Source organism: Hoyosella subflava DQS3-9A1, from assembly GCF_000214175.1.
Taxonomy (GTDB): domain Bacteria; phylum Actinomycetota; class Actinomycetes; order Mycobacteriales; family Mycobacteriaceae; genus Hoyosella; species Hoyosella subflava.
The window spans coordinates 3,967,766-3,985,548 of record NC_015564.1 but is presented as its reverse complement, the minus strand read 5'-3'; the positions used below and the strand labels follow the sequence as shown (position 1 = coordinate 3,985,548).

At 62.1% G+C, this 17,783-nt stretch carries 21 protein-coding genes; 12 read left to right on the top strand and 9 right to left on the bottom strand.

All coding sequences use genetic code 11. From position 1 onward, the window contains the following. Window positions 1-10: 10 nt before the first annotated feature. Together AS9A_RS18755 and sdhC are read right to left on the bottom strand one after the other, a co-directional pair. The gene (locus tag AS9A_RS18755) at window positions 11-463 is read right to left on the bottom strand and encodes a succinate dehydrogenase hydrophobic membrane anchor subunit (protein WP_041451212.1); all 453 of its coding nucleotides are present in this window, start codon (window positions 461-463) and stop codon (window positions 11-13) included. Window positions 464-465: 2 nt separating this feature from the next. Next, window positions 466-867, bottom strand: a complete 402-nt coding sequence (sdhC, locus tag AS9A_RS18750) for a succinate dehydrogenase, cytochrome b556 subunit (protein ID WP_013808702.1) — start codon at window positions 865-867, stop codon at window positions 466-468. 252 nt (window positions 868-1,119) lie between these two features. Here sdhC and AS9A_RS18745 point away from each other — a divergent pair, with 252 nt between their 5' ends. After that, window positions 1,120-1,527, top strand: a complete 408-nt coding sequence (locus tag AS9A_RS18745; protein WP_013808701.1) for a cytidine deaminase — start codon at window positions 1,120-1,122, stop codon at window positions 1,525-1,527. Then, window positions 1,524-2,804, top strand: coding sequence for a thymidine phosphorylase (locus AS9A_RS18740; protein WP_013808700.1), 1,281 nt, complete (start codon window positions 1,524-1,526; stop codon window positions 2,802-2,804). The genes AS9A_RS18745 and AS9A_RS18740 overlap by 4 nt, the downstream gene beginning before the upstream one ends. Before the next feature lie 142 nt (window positions 2,805-2,946). Here the strand turns inward: AS9A_RS18740 and AS9A_RS18735 are convergent, their stop codons facing one another. The 3 genes from AS9A_RS18735 to sfnG are packed head-to-tail and all read right to left on the bottom strand — an operon-like array spanning window position 2,947 to window position 6,364. Beyond that, window positions 2,947-4,080: an LLM class flavin-dependent oxidoreductase gene (locus tag AS9A_RS18735; RefSeq protein WP_013808699.1), complete on the bottom strand. Its 1,134-nt coding sequence runs from the start codon at window positions 4,078-4,080 to the stop codon at window positions 2,947-2,949. Between the two features lie 11 nt (window positions 4,081-4,091). Beyond that, complete coding sequence (locus AS9A_RS18730; RefSeq protein ID WP_013808698.1) at window positions 4,092-5,249, bottom strand: SfnB family sulfur acquisition oxidoreductase; 1,158 nt, start codon at window positions 5,247-5,249, stop codon at window positions 4,092-4,094. Further along, window positions 5,246-6,364 (bottom strand): dimethylsulfone monooxygenase SfnG, encoded by a 1,119-nt coding sequence (sfnG, locus tag AS9A_RS18725; RefSeq protein WP_041451211.1) that lies wholly within the window; start codon window positions 6,362-6,364, stop codon window positions 5,246-5,248. Before sfnG ends, AS9A_RS18730 begins: the two co-directional genes overlap by 4 nt. Window positions 6,365-6,463: 99 nt before the next feature. Between sfnG and AS9A_RS22900 the strand changes: the two genes are divergently transcribed. From AS9A_RS22900 to AS9A_RS18710, 3 genes are read left to right on the top strand one after another with little or no spacing between them, the layout of a single operon-like run. Further along, window positions 6,464-6,967 (top strand): hypothetical protein, encoded by a 504-nt coding sequence (locus AS9A_RS22900; RefSeq protein WP_013808696.1) that lies wholly within the window; start codon window positions 6,464-6,466, stop codon window positions 6,965-6,967. Further along, the gene (locus AS9A_RS18715) at window positions 6,964-7,446 is read left to right on the top strand and encodes an NAD(P)H-dependent oxidoreductase (protein ID WP_041451210.1); all 483 of its coding nucleotides are present in this window, start codon (window positions 6,964-6,966) and stop codon (window positions 7,444-7,446) included. The genes AS9A_RS22900 and AS9A_RS18715 overlap by 4 nt, the downstream gene beginning before the upstream one ends. Further along, the gene (locus AS9A_RS18710) at window positions 7,443-7,940 is read left to right on the top strand and encodes a flavin reductase family protein (protein WP_041452215.1); all 498 of its coding nucleotides are present in this window, start codon (window positions 7,443-7,445) and stop codon (window positions 7,938-7,940) included. Before AS9A_RS18715 ends, AS9A_RS18710 begins: the two co-directional genes overlap by 4 nt. Here the strand turns inward: AS9A_RS18710 and AS9A_RS18705 are convergent. The 3 genes from AS9A_RS18705 to AS9A_RS18695 form a co-directional block, all read right to left on the bottom strand. Beyond that, window positions 7,920-8,810 carry an NAD(P)-dependent oxidoreductase gene (locus tag AS9A_RS18705; RefSeq protein WP_041452214.1) on the bottom strand — a complete coding sequence of 297 codons (891 nt, stop codon included), beginning with the start codon at window positions 8,808-8,810 and terminating at the stop codon, window positions 7,920-7,922. The two genes, AS9A_RS18710 and AS9A_RS18705, sit on opposite strands and share 21 nt — an antisense overlap. A 129-nt stretch (window positions 8,811-8,939) precedes the next feature. Continuing rightward, window positions 8,940-9,590 carry a response regulator gene (locus AS9A_RS18700; protein ID WP_013808692.1) on the bottom strand — a complete coding sequence of 217 codons (651 nt, stop codon included), beginning with the start codon at window positions 9,588-9,590 and terminating at the stop codon, window positions 8,940-8,942. After that, window positions 9,587-10,702 (bottom strand): sensor histidine kinase, encoded by a 1,116-nt coding sequence (locus AS9A_RS18695; RefSeq protein ID WP_041451209.1) that lies wholly within the window; start codon window positions 10,700-10,702, stop codon window positions 9,587-9,589. The genes AS9A_RS18700 and AS9A_RS18695 overlap by 4 nt, the downstream gene beginning before the upstream one ends. 111 nt (window positions 10,703-10,813) lie before the next feature. Between AS9A_RS18695 and AS9A_RS18690 the strand changes: the two genes are divergently transcribed. From AS9A_RS18690 to AS9A_RS18670, 5 genes are all read left to right on the top strand, one after another. Then, window positions 10,814-11,563 (top strand): ABC transporter ATP-binding protein, encoded by a 750-nt coding sequence (locus AS9A_RS18690; protein WP_041452213.1) that lies wholly within the window; start codon window positions 10,814-10,816, stop codon window positions 11,561-11,563. Continuing rightward, the gene (locus AS9A_RS18685) at window positions 11,560-12,330 is read left to right on the top strand and encodes an ABC transporter permease (protein WP_013808689.1); all 771 of its coding nucleotides are present in this window, start codon (window positions 11,560-11,562) and stop codon (window positions 12,328-12,330) included. Before AS9A_RS18690 ends, AS9A_RS18685 begins: the two co-directional genes overlap by 4 nt. 7 nt (window positions 12,331-12,337) lie before the next feature. Then, window positions 12,338-12,937, top strand: coding sequence for a DUF998 domain-containing protein (locus AS9A_RS18680; RefSeq protein ID WP_013808688.1), 600 nt, complete (start codon window positions 12,338-12,340; stop codon window positions 12,935-12,937). 75 nt (window positions 12,938-13,012) lie between these two features. Then, entirely contained in the window at window positions 13,013-13,360 is a 348-nt protein-coding gene (locus AS9A_RS18675) for a winged helix-turn-helix transcriptional regulator (RefSeq protein ID WP_407636579.1), read from the top strand. After that, entirely contained in the window at window positions 13,357-14,109 is a 753-nt protein-coding gene (locus tag AS9A_RS18670) for a sulfite exporter TauE/SafE family protein (protein ID WP_013808686.1), read from the top strand. The genes AS9A_RS18675 and AS9A_RS18670 overlap by 4 nt, the downstream gene beginning before the upstream one ends. On the opposite strand, the gene AS9A_RS18665 is transcribed toward AS9A_RS18670, so the two are convergent. Further along, entirely contained in the window at window positions 14,106-15,368 is a 1,263-nt protein-coding gene (locus AS9A_RS18665; protein WP_013808685.1) for an ROK family transcriptional regulator, read from the bottom strand. The genes AS9A_RS18670 and AS9A_RS18665 overlap by 4 nt on opposite strands. A 395-nt stretch (window positions 15,369-15,763) precedes the next feature. Here AS9A_RS18665 and AS9A_RS18660 point away from each other — a divergent pair, with 395 nt between their 5' ends. Together AS9A_RS18660 and AS9A_RS18655 are read left to right on the top strand one after the other, a co-directional pair. Then, entirely contained in the window at window positions 15,764-16,867 is a 1,104-nt protein-coding gene (locus AS9A_RS18660; RefSeq protein ID WP_013808683.1) for an ABC transporter substrate-binding protein, read from the top strand. Continuing rightward, a complete protein-coding gene (locus AS9A_RS18655) occupies window positions 16,867-17,736 on the top strand; it encodes an ABC transporter ATP-binding protein (RefSeq protein ID WP_013808682.1) in 870 nt (289 codons plus the stop codon). Before AS9A_RS18660 ends, AS9A_RS18655 begins: the two co-directional genes overlap by 1 nt. Window positions 17,737-17,783: the final 47 nt, after the last annotated feature.

Genomic DNA, 17,783 nt, shown 5'->3' with positions numbered 1-17,783 from the left:
TACGCCTCGCTCAGCCGGTGATGTTGGGATCGAACGTGAAGATGACATAGCTGCCCAGGCCCGTGATCAGGACGATCGAGATCACGAGGAGTGTAGTCAGCCAGAACCGCGTCGAATCCTTGCGTGCATAGTCATTGATGACGGTGCGAAGGCCGTTGCCGCCGTGAAGTTGAGCAAGCCACAGCATCGACAGATCCCAGATCTGCCAGAACGGGCTTGCCCAGCGGCCTGCAACGAACGCGAAATTGATGCGGTGCACGCCGTCGTCGAGAAGCAGCATGATCGAAATGTGCCCGATGACGAGGAACATGAGCAGCAGGCCGGAGATGCGCATGAAGAGCCATGACCACATCTCGAAGTTGTTTCCGCTGCGCCGCCGCGGGGTCCGTGGCAATGACAAGGACGCGGGGCGGTCATATGAGGTAGCGATGGGCTGCGCGATGCGAGGATCTGAACTCGTCATGATTAGCTCCCGAACATCAGGTAGACGATACGGCCAGATGCCGGGATCATGATGGCGACCGAGATTGCCATGACGATCCAGAACATGAGTCGCTGATACTTCGGGCCCTTGGACCAGAAGTCGATCAGAATGACTCGAACGCCGTTGAACGCGTGGTAGATGACGGCCGCGAGCAAGCCAATTTCGAGTGCCCCCACCACGGGGTTCTTGTACGTTTCGATGACAGCGTCGTATGCCTCGGGGCTCACCCGGACCAGCGCAGTGTCAAGCACGTGGACGAACAAGAAGAAGAACAGGGTGACGCCAGTGATCCGGTGTAGAACCCAGGACCACATGCCGGGATCACCCCGGTATATCGATCGGGTGCGCACCACCTGTCCAGTGGCGTCTGTTGTGCTGGTCATTGCGAGCTCTGCCTCCAGTGTCATCGGTGGGCGCACGCCGGTAGTGAATGGATGCACCCTACAAAATGGGTTCGCGAGGGCGCAGCACAACAGTGGTCCCGGCGAGAACCTAAGCTGACAGTTAGAACTTTAGACCCATCCCAAATCGTGGGTTGCAGCGGGATATTGTGTTTCGACCTGCGGGTTTGGGTTAGGTTTGCCTTGCCATAGCGCGGTGGATTACCTCGCCGCTGCACCCTGGAGGCGGTGTAAATGGAAGAAATTGACTGGAAAAGCCTGCATAAACGGGCCAAAGAGGTCATGCGTACGGCCTACGCGCCGTACTCGAACTTCCCGGTAGGCGCAGCCGCGGTGACCACCGACGGGAGGCATCTCAGCGGTTGCAATGTGGAAAATCTCTCATTTGGTTTGACACTCTGCGCGGAGTGTTCAGTGGTCTCCATGCTCCACTCCACCGGCGGTGGACGGCTGCGCGCCCTCGTATGCGTCGACAGCCGCGGCGAAATCCTCATGCCCTGCGGACGCTGCCGTCAAGTGCTCTATGAACACGGGGGACCTGACATGTTGATTTCTTCCGCAAACGGGCCGGTCCCGCTCAGTGCGCTTCTCCCCGCAGCCTTTGGGCCCGACGACTACGCCGCAGGAAGGGAACAGTCATGATTCACCACCACGACGCTGTATCCGTCATTCGCGCGAAACGCGATGGCCACGCCCTGTCTGATGCTCAAATCGATTGGGTGATCGACGCATACACGCGTGGTGACGTCGCGGACGAACAAATGTCAGCACTCGCGATGGCGATTCTGCTCCGCGGAATGAACCGGGACGAGATTTCACGGTGGACAGCGGCCATGATTGCCTCCGGTGAACGCATGAATTTCAGCGGGCTTGGGCGTCCGACGGTGGACAAGCACTCCACCGGAGGAATCGGCGACAAAATCACCTTGCCGCTCGCACCGCTCGTCGCGGCGTGCGGCGCCGTCGTGCCGCAACTGGCCGGCCGCGGTCTCGGATATACCGGGGGCACACTCGACAAAATGGAGGCGGTGCCTGGCTGGCGCGCGGCACTATCAAACGACGAACTGCTCAAACAACTCGACTCGGTTGGCGCGGCTATCTGCGCGGCGGGGGCTGGGCTCGCCCCAGCTGACAAGAAGCTCTACGCCCTGCGTGACGTCACAGGGACCGTCGAATCGATCGCACTGATCGCTAGTTCGATCATGTCCAAGAAAATCGCCGAAGGAACATCCGCGCTGGTCCTCGACGTAAAATGCGGCTCAGGGGCCTTCATGACGGGCGCGGAAGACGCACGCGAACTCGCTCGCACCATGGTCGACTTGGGTAACGACTCCGGCGTGCACACCGTCGCACTACTCACCGATATGGATACTCCCCTTGGCTTGACAGCCGGTAACGCACTGGAGGTCCGCGAATCAGTGGAAGTTCTCGCAGGCGGCGGCCCGCCAGATGTCGTCGAGCTGACGCTCGAACTGGCGCGGGAAATGCTGTCGGCAGTTGGGATCACCGGGGTAGACCCCGCCGATGCCCTCGCAGACGGTCGCGCGATGGACGTCTGGCGCCGAATGATCGCGGCGCAAGGGGGAGATCCTGCTGCCGAATTGCCTGCGGCCACGGAGACCGAGATCGTCATCGCTCCGGAATCCGGTGTGCTCTCCCGGCTCGATGCCTTGGCAGTAGGGATCGCGGCGTGGCGGCTCGGCGCGGGGCGGCAGCGGCAGGGTGAGCCGGTGCAGCCCGGCTCCGGTGTGCAATGGCACGCGAAGGTGGGGGACCGCGTGACAAAGGGGCAAACACTCTTCACCTTGCACACCGACACCCCGGAGCGGATCCCAGCTTCGCTCGCCGCCCTGAACGGCAGCTGGGAGATTGGCGACTCGTTTGAGCCGCGGCCGCTGGTGATGGATCGCATCGGGTGATCGGCGCACCGTGCGGCGAGTCCGCGAGCATTCGTATCGATTTTCGCCTGTGAACTGGCACTATCGCTCGCGACCGATGTGGCGTCTTGTGGGTGCAGATCGGCACGAATACGCGCGTCGCCGCTGTCGAAGGTGGCTAAACCTACGCGCTGAACGGCACCGTCGCCTCCTCCACAGCACCCAACCGGTGCGGGTGCCGCCACAACCCGCGCTGTTCCAAACGGGGGAGCACTCCCTCACCGAACCAGTACGCCTCCTCGAGATGGGGATACCCTGAGAGAACGAAGTGGTTCAGGCCGAGGTCCGCGTATTCCTCGATACGGTCAGCCACCTCGTCATGTGAACCGACGAGCGCTGTGCCAGCACCCCCGCGAACAAGTCCGACGCCTGCCCACAGGTTGGGGGAGACTACGAGGTCGTCCGTCCGACCGCGGTGGAGTTCTTGCATGCGCCGCTGCCCCTCAGACTGGCTGCGCGCGAGACTCTGCTGGATCCGTTCGACTTCTAGCTGGTCGAGTGCGTTCAGGAGACGGTCCGCGACAGCCCAGGCTTCTGCTGAGGTGTCCCGGCTTATGACGTGCAGGCGGATTCCGAATTCCAGTTCTCGGCCTTGCCCCGCAGCTAGCGCGCGTATCCATTCTAGTTTCTGATGTACCGCCGCGGGTGGCTCGCCCCAGGTGAGGTACACATCGGCGTGTCGTGCTGCGACGTCGCCTGCGGCACCGGATGAGCCACCGAAGAACACTGGTGGCACAGGCGCGGGCCGTCGGCCCAGTGCCGCATCCGTCACCGAAATGTGGTGTCCACGGAAGCTGAATGGCTGCGGGACCTGCCATAACTTGCGCACGACGTCGAGGAATTCACCGCACCGCTCATATCGGGCTGTTTTGTCGAGGAAGTCACCGTAGGCGCGCTGCTCGTGGTCCTCGCCGCCGGTGACAACGTTGAGGTAGAGCCGCCCACCCGAGTGCCGCTGGAAAGTTGTGGCCATCTGCGCGGCCAGCGTGGGGCTGATCAATCCGGGTCGGAATGCGACGAGGAACTTCAGGTGCTCGGTGGCTTCGACGAGCATCGCGGTGGTGAGCCAGGCGTCCTCGCACCATGCGCCTGTGGGCGTGAGGACCGCCTCAAACCCGTTTGTTTCAGCTGCGGCGGTGATTTGGCGAAGGTAATGCAGGGATGCGGGTCGATCCCCGTGCATCGAGGTTCCATGACCGCCGGCGATGAGTGAGCGCGAGTCGCCATAGGTGGGCAGAAACCAGTGGAAGTGCAGCACAGAGACTCCTTCTAGAACACGCCATGGTGTGGCGGGGCATACCCGAGTAAAGACCGCCCGATGTGGTGGTATTTCCAGCGCACCGGGTCGTGGAGGGTGTGGGTGCGAGCGTTGCGCCAATGCCGGTCGAGGCCAAGTGACGCGTCGGCGGAGCGGGTGCCGCTGAGTTCGAACACGGCGTTTGTCGCCGACAGCGATGCGCGATCCGCGGCGGCTTTCGCGGTAGCGACGGCGAGGGACGCTTCCGCTGCGTTGTCCGCTGACGGCTGGGCAAGAACTGTATCGACGGCGTTACCTGCCGTCGCGAGGAGCGATTCGGCAGCGGCGACGTCCACCGCGACCTCGCCGAATCGGTACGCGGTCAGTGGATCCTCGCGGGCTTCCTCCACACCGGCCTCGAACCAGGGCCGTGACTTCGCGCGAACGAACTCTGCGGCGTCGTCGAGTGCGTTCCTAGCCACACCGGCGTCGATAGCCGCGTGCAGGAGCTGAGCGAACGCCCCGTATCCCGATGACGCCTGCAGCGCGGCCGCACGCGGCACCACCCACGCCTGGTCCACCGGAACCCCTTGCAGGTGCACGGTGCCGCTCGCTGTGGTGCGCTGACCAAGCCCGTTCCAGTCGTCGGTGATGGAGAGGCCAGGACTCCCCGTCGGGACGAAAGCAAGGTACTCGGCCTCATCAAGCACCGCGAGCACGGGTATCCAATCAGCGAAAAGTGTTCCCGTGCAGTAGTACTTGGTGCCAAATAGCACGTACCCGGTGCTCGACCGTTCAAGCCGCGTGGCAACAGAAGCGATCGTCCGTCCCCCGCGTTCCGACTGCGCATTCGCGAGCCGCGCGCCGTCGAGTATCTGGTTGAAGAAGTACTGTTTTTGCCTATCGGTGGCGGCGGCTTTCAGGAAGTTGACGTACACGAAGTGGCTATGCGGTATCTGAGCTATGTTGGGATCGGCGCTCGCCAGCAGCCGAATGATTTCCGCGAGGACCGACGCTGGTGCGTCCGGGCCACCATATTCGCGCGGCACGGTCAGGGCAAAGACACCTGCGGTCGAAAGTTGCTCGACTTCGGCGTGGGGCAGGATGCGGTCGCGGTCACGTTCCCAGGCTGTTTCCCGGAAACTGTCCGCCAGCTTCGCGGCGAGGGGGAGCGCGTTGTCCCAGCTCATGCGGACAACAACTCTCGTTCCCGATCAGCTTGCTCGATCTCACGCACGAGCGGCAGCACGTTGGCGCCAAAGTACTCGATCTCTTCCTGGAAATGCAGGAATCCACCGAGGATGAGGTCGACGCCACGGCGGCGGTATGCGGCGATGCGCTCGGCGATCTGTTCGGGAGTACCGATGAGCTTCGTGCGGAAGCCGTCGTTGTACTGGACGAGGTCGTCGAACGTGGAGTCGGCCCACATTCCGCGTTTGTCGGAGGTCGAAGCGCCCGCCTGCTGGACAGCGCTCCGGAACCCCTCGACCGCGGGTCTATTAGCTTTATCAATAATTTCGCGCAGGGTGTCTTGCGCTTCCTTTTCGGTATCGCGAGCGATGATGAATCCGTTGAGACCGAACTTGACCTCTCGGTTCGCCTTGCGTGCGTGGCTGCGAATGTCATTCAGTTGATCGGTGACGCCGTCGAAGTCTTTTCCGTTGGAGAAGTACCAATCGGCGAAGTGGCCGCCGTTGAAGCGTGCAGCGGAGGAGTTGCCGCCCTGGAAGAGTTCGGGGTTCGGCCGGTCGGCGGAGTTCAGCGGCTTGGGTTTTAGTGTGAAATCGTGAATCCGGTAGAAGTCGCCCCGGAAATCCACGTTGTCTTCGGTCCAAATTTTGCGCAGCACCTGGAGGAACTCGGCGCTGCGGCGGTAGCGCTCGTCATGTTCAAGCCAGGGCTCGCCTAGGTGGGTGAACTCGTCTTTGAACCAGCCGCTCACGACGTTGACCGCGAAACGTCCGCCGGACAATTGGTCAGCGGTTGCTCCGAACTTTGCGAGCACCGCAGGCTGCCACAGTCCTGGGTGCACTGCGGCGATGACTTTGAGTCGCTCAGTCGCCAGAAGCAGGGCGAGGCTGAATGACGTTGACTCGTGCTGGAACTCAGCGCCGTAGCTGGCCTCATACCGAACTTGGCTGAGCGCGTAATCGAATCCATTGTTCTCTGCGGTGCGCGCGAGTTTCGCGTTGTACTCATAGTCCCAGCTGGTGCGCTGTTCGATATCACTTGTCACCAAACCGCCACTGACGTTCGGCACCCAATAGGCGAACTTGATGTGGTCGGACACATTCTCAGTTGTCATGAGGCCAAATCTGGCAGCGTGGGACGCACGGGAGAACACTTAAAACCACTGTGAATTCAAACCTTGGAAGTGCGCTGCGGTACCTGTGTCCTTAATGACATGAGTGGACCCAGTGTCGCAATCGAGTTCGGCGCGAAGGCGCCTCGGCCGCCGTGGCTTGACGTGGATAGCCCCGCGCCAGCCTCCGCCGGGACGTGGTGTGAACTCACGGCGCGTCCAGTAATGGGCACGCTGATCCGCCTGCGTGCGCGAGACCTTGGAGAGGCGCGACGCCGATACGAGGGTATCCGTCGAAGTGACCCACGCGCGGTTGTCCTGCTCGATCTCTACGCGTACACGGCGGATACGTGGGAGCGTGCTCATGCTGAGTACGAGCGCATAAACCCATACTGGCAGCCAGGCCGCGTGCTCGACACCGTCACTTACGTGGGGACGCACAAAGGCTTGACGAGCCTGATCAGTGACATCAGTGCAGCTGGTGTCGCAGATGGCGCGACCGTGCAGGGGCCAGACAGTTGGCTGCGTTACGTTCAGCACGACGTACTTGCACCGTGGCTGGCTGGTGCGGCCAAGGCTGACACGGCATTGGCGGTGAGCAGGTGACGACGGTTGTGGTGGTGGGTAACCCGCGGAGGAATTCGCGGACCCGGGACGCGGCCGTTTCTGTCGCCGAGAAACTCACTGGAGCGCCGCCGGACGCAGTGCTAGAACTCGGCGAGATTGGCCCTGCGCTGCTCGACGGGCAAAGCGAGGCAGTGCAAGAAGCCGTTGACACGGTAAAGCGTGCTGCGGTCGTGGTCGTTGCCAGTCCCACGTATAAGGCAGCCTATACGGGCTTACTCAAACTGTTTCTCGATCTCTTACCCACTGGAGAGGGGTTGCGCGGAAAGGTCGTCATCCCCGTAATGCTGGGCGGGGGGCTTGCCCACGCACTCGTGGCTGACTTGGTGCTCAAGCCGGTGCTCGTGGAGTTGGGGGCAACCACGCCAGCGCCCGGTCTGTTTCTCTTGGACAGCTCGTATCAATCTGACGGACGCGTTGACGAGTACGCAGAGAGATGGAAGGACGTGGTGACGTCATGACCGGCACTGCTATTCCCGTCGCGCTCGACCCACAGGCCCTGCGCGGCGCCTTCGCATTGCACCCAAGCGGGGTGGTTGCGGTGTGTGCGATCGCTGCGGGCGAACGCGTGGGCATGGCAGTCAGCAGCTTTGTCCCCGTGTCACTTGAGCCGGCACTCGTCGCTATCTGCATTCACAACACTTCGTCAACCTGGCCAAAGCTGCTCTGCTCGGAAGAACTCGGCATCAGCGTTCTCGGTGCGGGTCATGCGGGCGCGGCGCGCACACTGGCGAGTAGGTCCAGTGATCGGTTCGATGGGGTGGAAACCGAGCCTGGCCCAGCTGGCGCACTGTTTATCGCTGGCTCACCGATGACCCTGCAGGTGTCGGTGCACGACATTGTCGCCGCCGGTGACCACCAGCTGGTTTTGCTGGCGGTCCGGGACGCCACGGTTCGTGATGGACACGCTCCGCTCGTTTTTCATCGGAGCGAGTTACGGCCGCTTGCCCGATGACAACTCGACCTCGCTGATCAGTTCGTAGGACCGCACCGGCCGTGCTTCCGTGCTCGCCGCGATGGCGCGGGCATACACGTCTTGCACAGTGTGGGTGAGTGGTGGTGCTACGCCAGCGTCGTTACTGGTATCGATGACGTGTTGCGCTCCAGCATGCATCATCCTGAGGCTCGCAACGTCACCCCAGCCGCCGTTCTTCGCCTCGGCCGTGAAGTAGTCCATGAAGTCCTTAATCGAGTCCATGAATCTGCGCGCGTAAGGGGTGAATCGGTCGACGTCGCCACCAGATTGTCCGATGGTGGCAAGAGCCTGCTCATACGCCAGCACGAAAGGGTGAAAGATCGTCAGAAGTCCCTGGTAATACAGCTGTGCCAGACCATAGTCCGCACCGAGATATTCAGCTGGGCTCAAGGGAATCAGCAGGTCCATCACGGCGCGGAAAACCTCGTCAGGCCCGCTGTAGAAGACATAGGAGAGCGGATGGGTAATGTCGTCGCCCTGTGACATGAACGCGCCCGTCAAGAAGGAGCCGCCGTGGTCGAGCACCCATCGGGCTCCCGCGCGCGTCTTCTGCGGTGAATCTGAGCTCAGGTTGACGATGGTCTTGCCGGAGAGATGCCCGGCCGCGTGGCTTAAGACGTCGTACATCGCCTGGTAGTGGGTAAGGCTGAGGATTGCCACGTCGTTCGCGTCGAGCGCTTCGGCGACCGTCTCGGCACGTTTCGCGCCGAGGGCTGCCATTCCGTCTGCCTTGCGGGGTGTGCGGTTCCACACGGTAACGGCGGTGCCCGCGTTGAGCAGTGCTTGCGTGATCGCCTGGCCCATCGGTCCGAGGCCGATGACGGTGACAGATGGAGCGGTACTAGGCATGTGAATCCTTGTGGTTGGTCGTCTTTCAGGAAGTCGATCGCGGCGCTGGTTCTCATCGTCGATCGAGTTCGCAACCTCCACAAGACCGCACTTTGTGGTGCGGGACTTACCTTGAGGTACGCATTACGGTCAGCGCAGTAATCCCTCGTGCAGGGCGCGGAGTACGGCGTTGGTGCGGTCGCGGGCCCCGAGCTTGACCAGGATTGTCGAAACGTGGTTTTTTACCGTGCCTTCGGCAAGGTGCAACGCCCCTGCGATCTCGCGGTTGTTCAAACCCTCTGCGACGAGCCGCAGGACTTCTACCTCCCGCGCGGTCAGGTCCGCAGGAGGGAAGGTGTCGCCGGTAGGAGCGGGACCGGACCGAATTGCGCGCAGCAGTCTGTCAGTGATGGAGGGTGCGATGAGCGTGCCACCGGCTGCGAGCGTGTGAACCGCGGTTTTGAGTTGCTCCAGTGTGACGTCTTTAAGGAGGTAACCCTGTGCGCCGTGGCGCAGAGCTTCGAGCACAAGAGTGTCGTCATTGAAGGTGGTGAGCACCAGCACCGGCACCTCAAGTTCGCGCAGTCGCAGGTTTTCGAGCGTCCAGAGGCCGTCATACCTGGGCATTCGCAGGTCGAGCAAGACGACGTCTGGGTTAGTTGCCGCAATCACATCAATCGCGGCGGCACCATCGCTCGCCTCGCCAATCACCCTGATATCGGCGAGTTCCAGAAGGCTGCGAATGCCGTGGCGCACCAGGTTCTGGTCGTCGACGATTACGACCGACAGCGGGTTAGTCATGAGGCGGGAACCCGGGCCGTGATGGTGAGGCCGCGCCCCGCGCCGAGTCCGCCGATGCGCACGTTGCCGCCAATCTCTTCGAACCTTTCCTTCATTCCGCGCAAACCATTGCCCAGCACCAGGCTGTCTGCGCCGCGGCCGTCATCGGCAGCGGTCAGAACGGTTGCACCGGTGGGGTCGCGGGCGATCTCGATCCACAGCTCGCGTGCGCTCGCGTGCCGGATCGTGTTGGTGATGATCTCCTGCACCGCCAGAATCAGTGCTGTGCTCTCGTCTTCTCCCACCTCGACGGCGGGTTCGACCTCCACAGAAATATTCAATCCGGGCAGGTCTTTCACGATCTCGCTGAGGGTCGCTGCGAGATCGGCGGAGCCGTTTCGCAGCTCGCCTACGGTGCTGCGGACGTCGCGGAGGAGATCGCGTGCGACGGACTGTGCTCGCTCGACGTGTTCGCGCGCGCGACTGCCCTCACGGTGCCGCGCCGCTTCGAGTTCCAGGCTGAGGACGGTGAGCTGATGGCCGATGGTGTCATGCAGATCCCTGGAGATGCGTAACCGTTCTGAGGTTCGCGCGGACTCAGCCAGCAGTGCGGTTGCAGCCCTCAGCTCGACGTGCGCTTCCGTCAACTGGCGCCGTAACTGCTGCTCACGGGTGATGGCGAGCGACGACAGCACTGACATGGCTTGCAGTGCCAGGTAGAGGCCAGTAACGATGGCAGCTTCCTGCAGTGAGTCGCTGTAGCGGACTGCGATTGCCCCAATCACCAGCGTGTTCAGCATCACGATGAACGCCGTGCCCGCAAGTCGCGTCGTGTACACACTGAGTGCGGCCATGGCGATCAGCAGGATTGGCAAGAAGCCCAGGCTAGGTGCACCAGCGACGACGATCCACGATGCAGCGACCGCGGTTCCGAGAGCGAGATGCCGAGGGCCCGTGCGGTGTTCGAACGCGAACGCAGCGAGGGCGGCTCCGAGCATTGCTGCGAACGCCACGACCCACCAGAGTCGCGGGATAGCGGTGTCGACCAGTCCGATCAGTGCGGGAGCGCCAAGGCCGACGACGACGGCAAGCAATACGATGCCAGCCCACGTCTCAGGATCCACACGGCGCATTAACTCAGCCTAGAGGCCAGGCGAGTGCCGGGGAGGTGCCGATAGTCATGGGTACGAATAATGACTGTCGGCACAAGCGCGCGCCGGCACCGCGAACCTACCGTCGTTCACATGAATTCGTCAGTACTCGCTATCGAAGTCGAGCAGCTTCACAAGCGTTACCGTTCCAAGGTCGCTGTCGACGATGTATCACTAAGTGTCGAACAGGGGCAGGTCATCGGCATCCTCGGCGCTAACGGCGCCGGGAAAACAACTACTGTCGAGACGATCGCTGGTCTGCGCAAACCCGATCGCGGCACAGTGCGGGTCCTCGGTCTCGATCCGCGTCGTGACCGGGCGAAACTACGCCAGGTCCTCGGTGTGCAATTGCAGAACGCGTACCTTCATCACGCGCTCACGGCTGCGGAACTCGTCGAGTTGTACCGCAGCTTCTATCCCAATCCGCGCGGCGCGGACGAGACACTGGATCTCGTCGAGTTGTCGGAGCACCGCGGCACACAGTTCGAGAAACTCTCGGGTGGTCAGCAACAGCGCCTGTCAGTTGCGCTGGCTCTCATCGGACGACCACGTGTGGTGATCCTCGATGAACTCACCACCGGGCTTGATCCACGCGCCCGCCGCCGGATGTGGGCGGCGATCGAGAGACTGCGTGACGAGGGCGTCACGGTGGTCCTCGTTAGCCATGCCATGGACGAGGTGAGCCGCTTGTGCGACACGATCGCGCTGTTAGACACAGGCCGGGTTATCGCGCAGGGAGCACCGGCTCAAGTCACCGGGGAAGCGGGGGCGGCCGACCTCGAAGAAGCTTTTGTTCGGCTGACAGGACACGAGGTCCACGACGAAATGGAGGCGGATCGATGACCACAACGATCGAGGCCCACCGTCCGGGGCCGCGAGCCTGGGCCACACTCGCCAAGTGCGAGGCAAAGATGGTGATTCGCGATACTGCCGGGCTAGTAGTGCCCATTGGTTTGCCCTTGCTGATTCTCGTCATGAGCGCGTCGGCAGCTGGCTCCGAGGCCGCCGGTGATACCGGACTGACGGGTCTGGAAGTGTATGTGCTGCCATTGGTGTTCGGAATGGTCATCGCGGCGATTGGCATCATCAACATGCCAAGCTTCCTCGCCTACTACCGGCGCACAGGGATCCTGCGACGTCTGTCTGTGACGCCCGCGTCACCCGCAATGGTTCTGGTGGCGCAGGCGGTGGTGAGCCTGATCCAGGCGGTAATTGGCATCAGCGCTGCCCTCGCGGTCGCGGTGCTGGTGTTCGGTGCGCAGTTCCCGGCTGCACCGTTGGCAGCCCTCGGCGTCGCCCTGCTGGGTTTGGCCGCGATGTACGGCGTGGGCATGATTGTTGCAGCGGTGGCGCCTACCCCGAATTCGGCGGTGGCGATAGGTCTGATTACCTTCTTCGCCATCGGAGCGCTCGGCGGCTTGTTCGGCGGTCCTGGGTCGCTGCCCGAGGGACTGGCGAGAGTCGGAGAGCATTTGCCGTTCGGTGCGACGATGCAGGCGCTGGGTGCAGCGTGGGCCGGCAGCGGCATTGATCCCGCCCACCTAGTGAGCCTGGGCGCGGCGGTGCTGGTCGGTGGAATCGTGGCGGCGGCGCTGTTCCGATGGGATTAGGCGTCCGATGGGATTAGCCGCGGTGATTTCGGCAGTCGCCGCAATCACTTTCATCGTGGTTTTCATGTGTGACGGGTGGACGCGGCCGGGATACAACCCGGTCCGCCACGCAGTGAGCGCATTGGCGCTCGGTTATCGCGGATGGATCCAGACTTCGAATTTCCTTGTCTGTGGTGTGGCGATTGCGGCCGGCGGAGTCGCGGTCGCCGGTGTCACGTGGCCACTCGGCGCGGTGATCAGTGTTTTCGGTCTCGCACTGGTCGCGTCGGGCGTGTTCCCGATGGACGCAATGCGCGCGTATCCCCCCGGTACTCCAGACACGACACCGGCAACCTTGTCGCGCCGTCACCGTTGGCATGACCGCGCTGGTGCGGTCGCGTTCATGTGTATGCCTGTGATGCCGGCGATTGCGGCGTTCAGCAGCGCCTTTGGCTGGGAGGTGCGCGGGTACTCCGCAGTCACCGCGGTGGCGGCAACGGTCCTGGTCAGCCGTTTTGGAAGTGCCTGGGAGAAGGACGATGACCGAACCGGCGTCTGGCAACGTGCGGCCCTCATCGCTGCGCTGGTATGGCTTGCGATCATCAGCACGGTGGTCGCTGTTCGCTAGTTGTGAGGCGCGCACGTGTCAGAGCACGCGAGTATTCTTCCTGGAGGATCGCCGGGACAGTTTGGGAGGCGAACGCTGGTGGAGTCACAGGACCTTGCTCACATGTGCGGTATGAGCGTTGCCATCGAGGTGGTGGGCGGAAAATGGAAGTTGCACATCATGTGGGTGCTCGGTGACGGCCCGCAACGCTTCGGACAGATTCGGCGGATGCTCGGCGGTGTCAGCGAGAAGGTGCTGACGGAGCAGCTGCGCCAGATGGAGGCCGACGGCGTTGTGCACCGTGAGTTCTTTCCGGAGATCCCCCCGCGCGTTGAGTATTCGCTCACCGCGCTCGGTGAAGAACTGAAAGTCGCGCTGAAGTCTCTTGAGGATTGGGGAGAGAAGCGGCGCGGAGATCTGCTCGCTGAAGCCTCTTCGGCGTGACAGCGCAGATGCTCGCCGCGGTTCTCGCCGCGGTGGCGATAGGGACTGTGCTGCAGCGTGTTTCTGGAACAGGTGTCGGGCTGGTTGTGGCACCGACGCTGGCGGTTCTGCTGGGCCCGGTGCAGGGGATCTTGGCCACGAACATCATTACGTCGATGTCCGGCGCGCTGATCACGCTGTACGTCTGGAAGTACGTGGATTGGCGGCGCTACGCGGTGCTTGCCCCAGCGGCCGTGATCGGGGCAGTCCCCGGCGCTCTGGTGGTGCGTGCTGTGCCCGCCTCCTGGCTGCAGATCAGTATCGGGGGGCTCGTGTTGCTGACCCTGGCGATCACGTACCTTGTGCGGACCTTGCCACACCTGGAGGGTCCGGCCGCCACCGGGCTCGCTGGGACAGCCGGGGGATTCTTCAACACAACGGCGGGTATCGCGGCACCCGCGATGGTCGTGTATGCCCTCGTGTCCCGCTGGGACCAGCGCGCCTTCGCCGCCACCATGAACCCAGTGTTCATGACGATGGGGCTCGTGTCTTTTCTGGTCAAAGTTGCGTTCGGAGCGACAGGGCAGGAAGGGCTGCCACCATGGTGGATGCTCCTAGCGGTGGCTGCGACGGTTGTGGTTGCGACCTTCGGTGGTGGACTTGTCGCCCGCCGCGTCTCGCCGGGCATGGCGCGCGCGCTCGCACTGTCGCTAGCGGGAGCGGGTGCCGTGGTGGCGATCGTTAGGGGAACGCTCGCCTTGGCCGGTTAGACAGCGCCGACTGTGTGGGCAGTCTGGGCGAGGTGTGCTTTTTGCAGCGCTGCGAGCGGATCAGCATGGAGCACACTGAGTGCGACAGCCGCTGCAGCATGTTCTTGGACTCGGTTTCCGAATCCAGTCACCAGCACGTTTCTGCCCAGGAGTGCGGTGTTGCGGGCGAAAGACTGTGCGAAAGCAGGCATCGCTTCAGGAAACTGCGTGAAGGCCTGGCCGCCGAGTATCACGTCATCCGGGTTGAACAGATCGCGCAGCATCGCGACGATCTGTCCGAGAACCTCGGCACGTTCTGTCAGGATCGCTGTTGCTGACGGATCTCCCGCGCGCGCTTTATGGTGCAGCTCAGTGATTGACGCCGTATCGGGAGAGAGCACACCGCGCTCGATCCCTCGGTCGATCATGGCCTGATCGCTCACTGTGGCCTCGAGGCAACCGTTTCGGCCACACGGGCACGCCACACTCGACCCGGTAGGGAAGTGCGAGATGGAGCCTGGACCGCTGTTCGGTGTATGTACCCGTCCATCAAGGGTCAGCGCGGTGCCGACCGTTTCGCGTGCATAGAAGTACAAGCTGCTTCGCTCATTCGCGGAGGCCGCATCTTGCGTGGGTGTGAAGAGCAACTCCGCGGCGGCCATCGCTTCAACGTGGGGGGAGACCGATACGGGGACTCCCAGCGCTTCACCGATTACCTCGCCGACGGGTGCGTCAAGCCAGTCGAGCCTGGGATGAGTTGCGGTGCCGGACCGTGGATCCACCCGCCCGCCGAGTGCGATTCCGGCCCAGAGGAATTGCCTCCGGAACCGCGCGGTGAACGATGCTGCGCTCTGCGCAATGGATGCGAGTGCGGTCAGCTGGTGGCCGAGCGGTGTTGCTATCCGTATGCCGCCAAGGAGCTTGCCGCGTATGTCACTCGCAACCAATGTGGTTACCGCCGCCCCGATGTGGATGCCGAGTGTGGCGAACGGTTCGTGATTCGTTTCGAAGGGCACGCGCGGCCGCCCAACGGCGCCAGACGCGGAGAGGTCGGCTCGTTCCCGCAGCAGGCCTGCCGAAAGGAGGGCGGACACGTGGCGATTCACGGTGGCGATGCTGGAACCGGTCAGCTGCGCCGCTCGCTCCCGCGCGAGCGGCCCCTCTTGTACGGCGACACGCAGTATCGCGGCAGGGGGGCTTTCCGACCGCTCGAACCGGGGCGACGCCACGATTACCGGTGCGGATGGGACGTGGCGAGCAGAAATAGGCGTAACAGTCACAGGGAGTCACTCTCTTGTGCCGAAAATGCGAATCCAGGAAGGGGAGCGGCGCGGGTTCAGTTCAGAACCTCACGCCCTCAATGACATCCGAATCGGATATCGAGGGATCAGCAACAGTGCAGACAGTACATTCGGCACATTTCCGACGTCAGGGCCGATGCCGCAGCCATCGAGGCGTGCTCAGGGCGTGACGTGGAACGAGACATGCCCATCAAGATAGCACCCGATCGGGACCGGAACCAGGTGATCGTGACCACTCCTCGTTCCGGGGCCTGTCTGGCATTCGTATCGAACCGGTTGCACGCACGTTGATTTGAATCCTTGTCGGGTGCCGGGCTTGCCCGATTAAGTGAGAGAACCAAATCCCGACGCTTTCATTAAACGAGGTCTGAAACATGTCTCACCCAGCTCGTCTAGCCTCCAGAGGGCGATTTCGTATCGGCGCAATTGGCGCCGTACTGAGCGCAGCAGCTCTTCTAACCGGATGCGGTGCTTTTCCTGAGGCTTCCGGGGCTTCAGAATCACCAGGCAGCGATGAGACAACCACTGTCCGCTATCAGGGCTGGGCAAGCCAGGTCGGCTTTAATGAGCTAGCAGAAGACCTCGGATATTTCGACAATGTCGAGCTCGAGTGGGTTGGCAACACCATCAGCGGACCGCAAGATATCCAGTCCGTCGCGACCAATCAGATTGATGTGGGTGGCGCGTTCAACGGTGCGGTTGTCAAGCTCGCGGCCACCGGGGCGCCTATTACGCCGGTGATAGCCTATTACGGAGCCGATAGCGAAAACTACCACGGCTACTATGTGCTCGAAGGCAGCCCGATTCGTTCCGCGCGCGATCTCATCGGGAAAAAGATCGGCGTGAACACGCTTGGTGCGCATCACGAATTCATCATTCGGGAATGGCTTGCTCAGCAGGGTCTGACGAAGGACGAGATCGCACAGGTCGAACTGGTCGTCGTCCCGCCGGTGAATACTGAACAGGCGCTGCGACAGGGACAGATCGATGCCGGAACCCTGGGAAGCGTTTTCCGGGATACCGCGCTCGACCGCGGCGGAATTCGGCCACTTTTCACAGACGAGTCGCTATTCGGTTCCTTCAGTTACGGCACGCAGATCTTCCGCAACGATTTCATCGAACAGAACCCTGAAGCGGTAGCCGACTATGTGCAGGGAGTGTCTCGTGCGATCCGGTGGGCCCAAACGACGCCGCGGGAGGAGGTAATCGAGAAGTTCCGGGAGATCATCGAATCTCGTGGCCGCAATGAAAGTACTGAATTCATTGAGCACTGGAAGAGCACAGGTGTAGGGAACTCCGGTGGCGTGATTGACGAGAAAGAAATCCAGATCTGGATCGACTGGCTCGTCCGTAACGGGGAACTGGCTGAAGGCCAGCTGACCGCATCTGACGTGTTTACTAACGAGTTTGTGCCGTATGCAAACGGGACGCTTGATCCGGCGAGTGGTCCAAATGGTGAAGAGGTCGAGGCACGCTAATGGCAGCGAAACTGAGCATCCAAAACGTCAGCAAAGAATTCAGCGTTCGCGACCGCACAGCGTTGCGCGGGAAGCACAAGAACTTCGCGGCGGTACGTGACGTCAGCCTCGATGTTGCTACTGGTGAGTTTCTGGTGCTTGTCGGTCCGAGCGGTTGCGGCAAATCAACACTGCTGGATCTGCTTGGTGGACTCACATCGCCAACCTCGGGGCGGATCCTTCTCGACGCCGCGGAAATCACAGGGCCGGGGCTCGATCGCGGCGTTGTGTTTCAGCAGTACGCACTGCTTCCATGGCGAACCGCGAAAGAGAATATCGAGTTCGGGCTCGAGGCAAAGGGCACCGGCAGGCAGGAGCGGTCACGCATAGCGGACCACTTTCTTGAATTAGTGGGTCTCACGGGCTTCGCCGATCGCTATCCCCATGAACTCTCGGGCGGCATGAAACAGCGCGTGGCAATCGCACGCAGCCTGGCGTTTGATCCGGAGGTGCTCCTCATGGACGAACCTTTCGCGGCGCTTGACGCCCAGACACGCGAAACACTCCAGGACGAGTTGCTGAGAATCTGGCAGAAGACGGGCAAGACGATCATATTCATCACGCATGGGATCGACGAGGCTGTGTACCTCGGTCAGCGAGTCGCCGTGATGACATCGCGACCCGGTCGCATCAAAACAATCGTGGACGTCGATCTCGACCCAACCGAATCAGAAGATATTCGCTCTGACCCCCGATTCGGCGCATACCGTCACCGCATTTGGACGCAATTGCATGACGAAGTCGCGCAGGCTCAGGCGCAGGAACTTGCGAGCGAGCCATCGCCTAACGAAAACGGTCACAACCCAGTGAAGGAAACAGCCCGTGTCTAGCGTTCTCTCACCGCCACGAAACTCGGCTACGGACAGCACGCTAGCCG

What these genes read in the sequence shown, in the direction of transcription:
- AS9A_RS18730 (WP_013808698.1), bottom strand. Translation starts at nt 5,249, where the DNA reads ATGAGCTGGGACAACGCGCTCCCCCTCGCCGCGAAGCTGGCGGACAGT.
- AS9A_RS18655 (WP_013808682.1), top strand. Translation starts at nt 16,867, where the DNA reads ATGGCAGCGAAACTGAGCATCCAAAACGTCAGCAAAGAATTCAGCGTT.
- AS9A_RS18660 (WP_013808683.1), top strand. Translation starts at nt 15,764, where the DNA reads ATGTCTCACCCAGCTCGTCTAGCCTCCAGAGGGCGATTTCGTATCGGC.
- AS9A_RS18710 (WP_041452215.1), top strand. Translation starts at nt 7,443, where the DNA reads ATGACCGGCACTGCTATTCCCGTCGCGCTCGACCCACAGGCCCTGCGC.
- AS9A_RS18690 (WP_041452213.1), top strand. Translation starts at nt 10,814, where the DNA reads ATGAATTCGTCAGTACTCGCTATCGAAGTCGAGCAGCTTCACAAGCGT.
- AS9A_RS18755 (WP_041451212.1), bottom strand. Translation starts at nt 463, where the DNA reads ATGACGAGTTCAGATCCTCGCATCGCGCAGCCCATCGCTACCTCATAT.
- AS9A_RS18745 (WP_013808701.1), top strand. Translation starts at nt 1,120, where the DNA reads ATGGAAGAAATTGACTGGAAAAGCCTGCATAAACGGGCCAAAGAGGTC.
- AS9A_RS18740 (WP_013808700.1), top strand. Translation starts at nt 1,524, where the DNA reads ATGATTCACCACCACGACGCTGTATCCGTCATTCGCGCGAAACGCGAT.
- AS9A_RS18700 (WP_013808692.1), bottom strand. Translation starts at nt 9,590, where the DNA reads ATGACTAACCCGCTGTCGGTCGTAATCGTCGACGACCAGAACCTGGTG.
- sfnG (WP_041451211.1), bottom strand. Translation starts at nt 6,364, where the DNA reads ATGACAACTGAGAATGTGTCCGACCACATCAAGTTCGCCTATTGGGTG.
- AS9A_RS22900 (WP_013808696.1), top strand. Translation starts at nt 6,464, where the DNA reads ATGAGTGGACCCAGTGTCGCAATCGAGTTCGGCGCGAAGGCGCCTCGG.
- AS9A_RS18685 (WP_013808689.1), top strand. Translation starts at nt 11,560, where the DNA reads ATGACCACAACGATCGAGGCCCACCGTCCGGGGCCGCGAGCCTGGGCC.
- AS9A_RS18680 (WP_013808688.1), top strand. Translation starts at nt 12,338, where the DNA reads ATGGGATTAGCCGCGGTGATTTCGGCAGTCGCCGCAATCACTTTCATC.
- AS9A_RS18705 (WP_041452214.1), bottom strand. Translation starts at nt 8,810, where the DNA reads ATGCCTAGTACCGCTCCATCTGTCACCGTCATCGGCCTCGGACCGATG.
- sdhC (WP_013808702.1), bottom strand. Translation starts at nt 867, where the DNA reads ATGACCAGCACAACAGACGCCACTGGACAGGTGGTGCGCACCCGATCG.
- AS9A_RS18695 (WP_041451209.1), bottom strand. Translation starts at nt 10,702, where the DNA reads ATGCGCCGTGTGGATCCTGAGACGTGGGCTGGCATCGTATTGCTTGCC.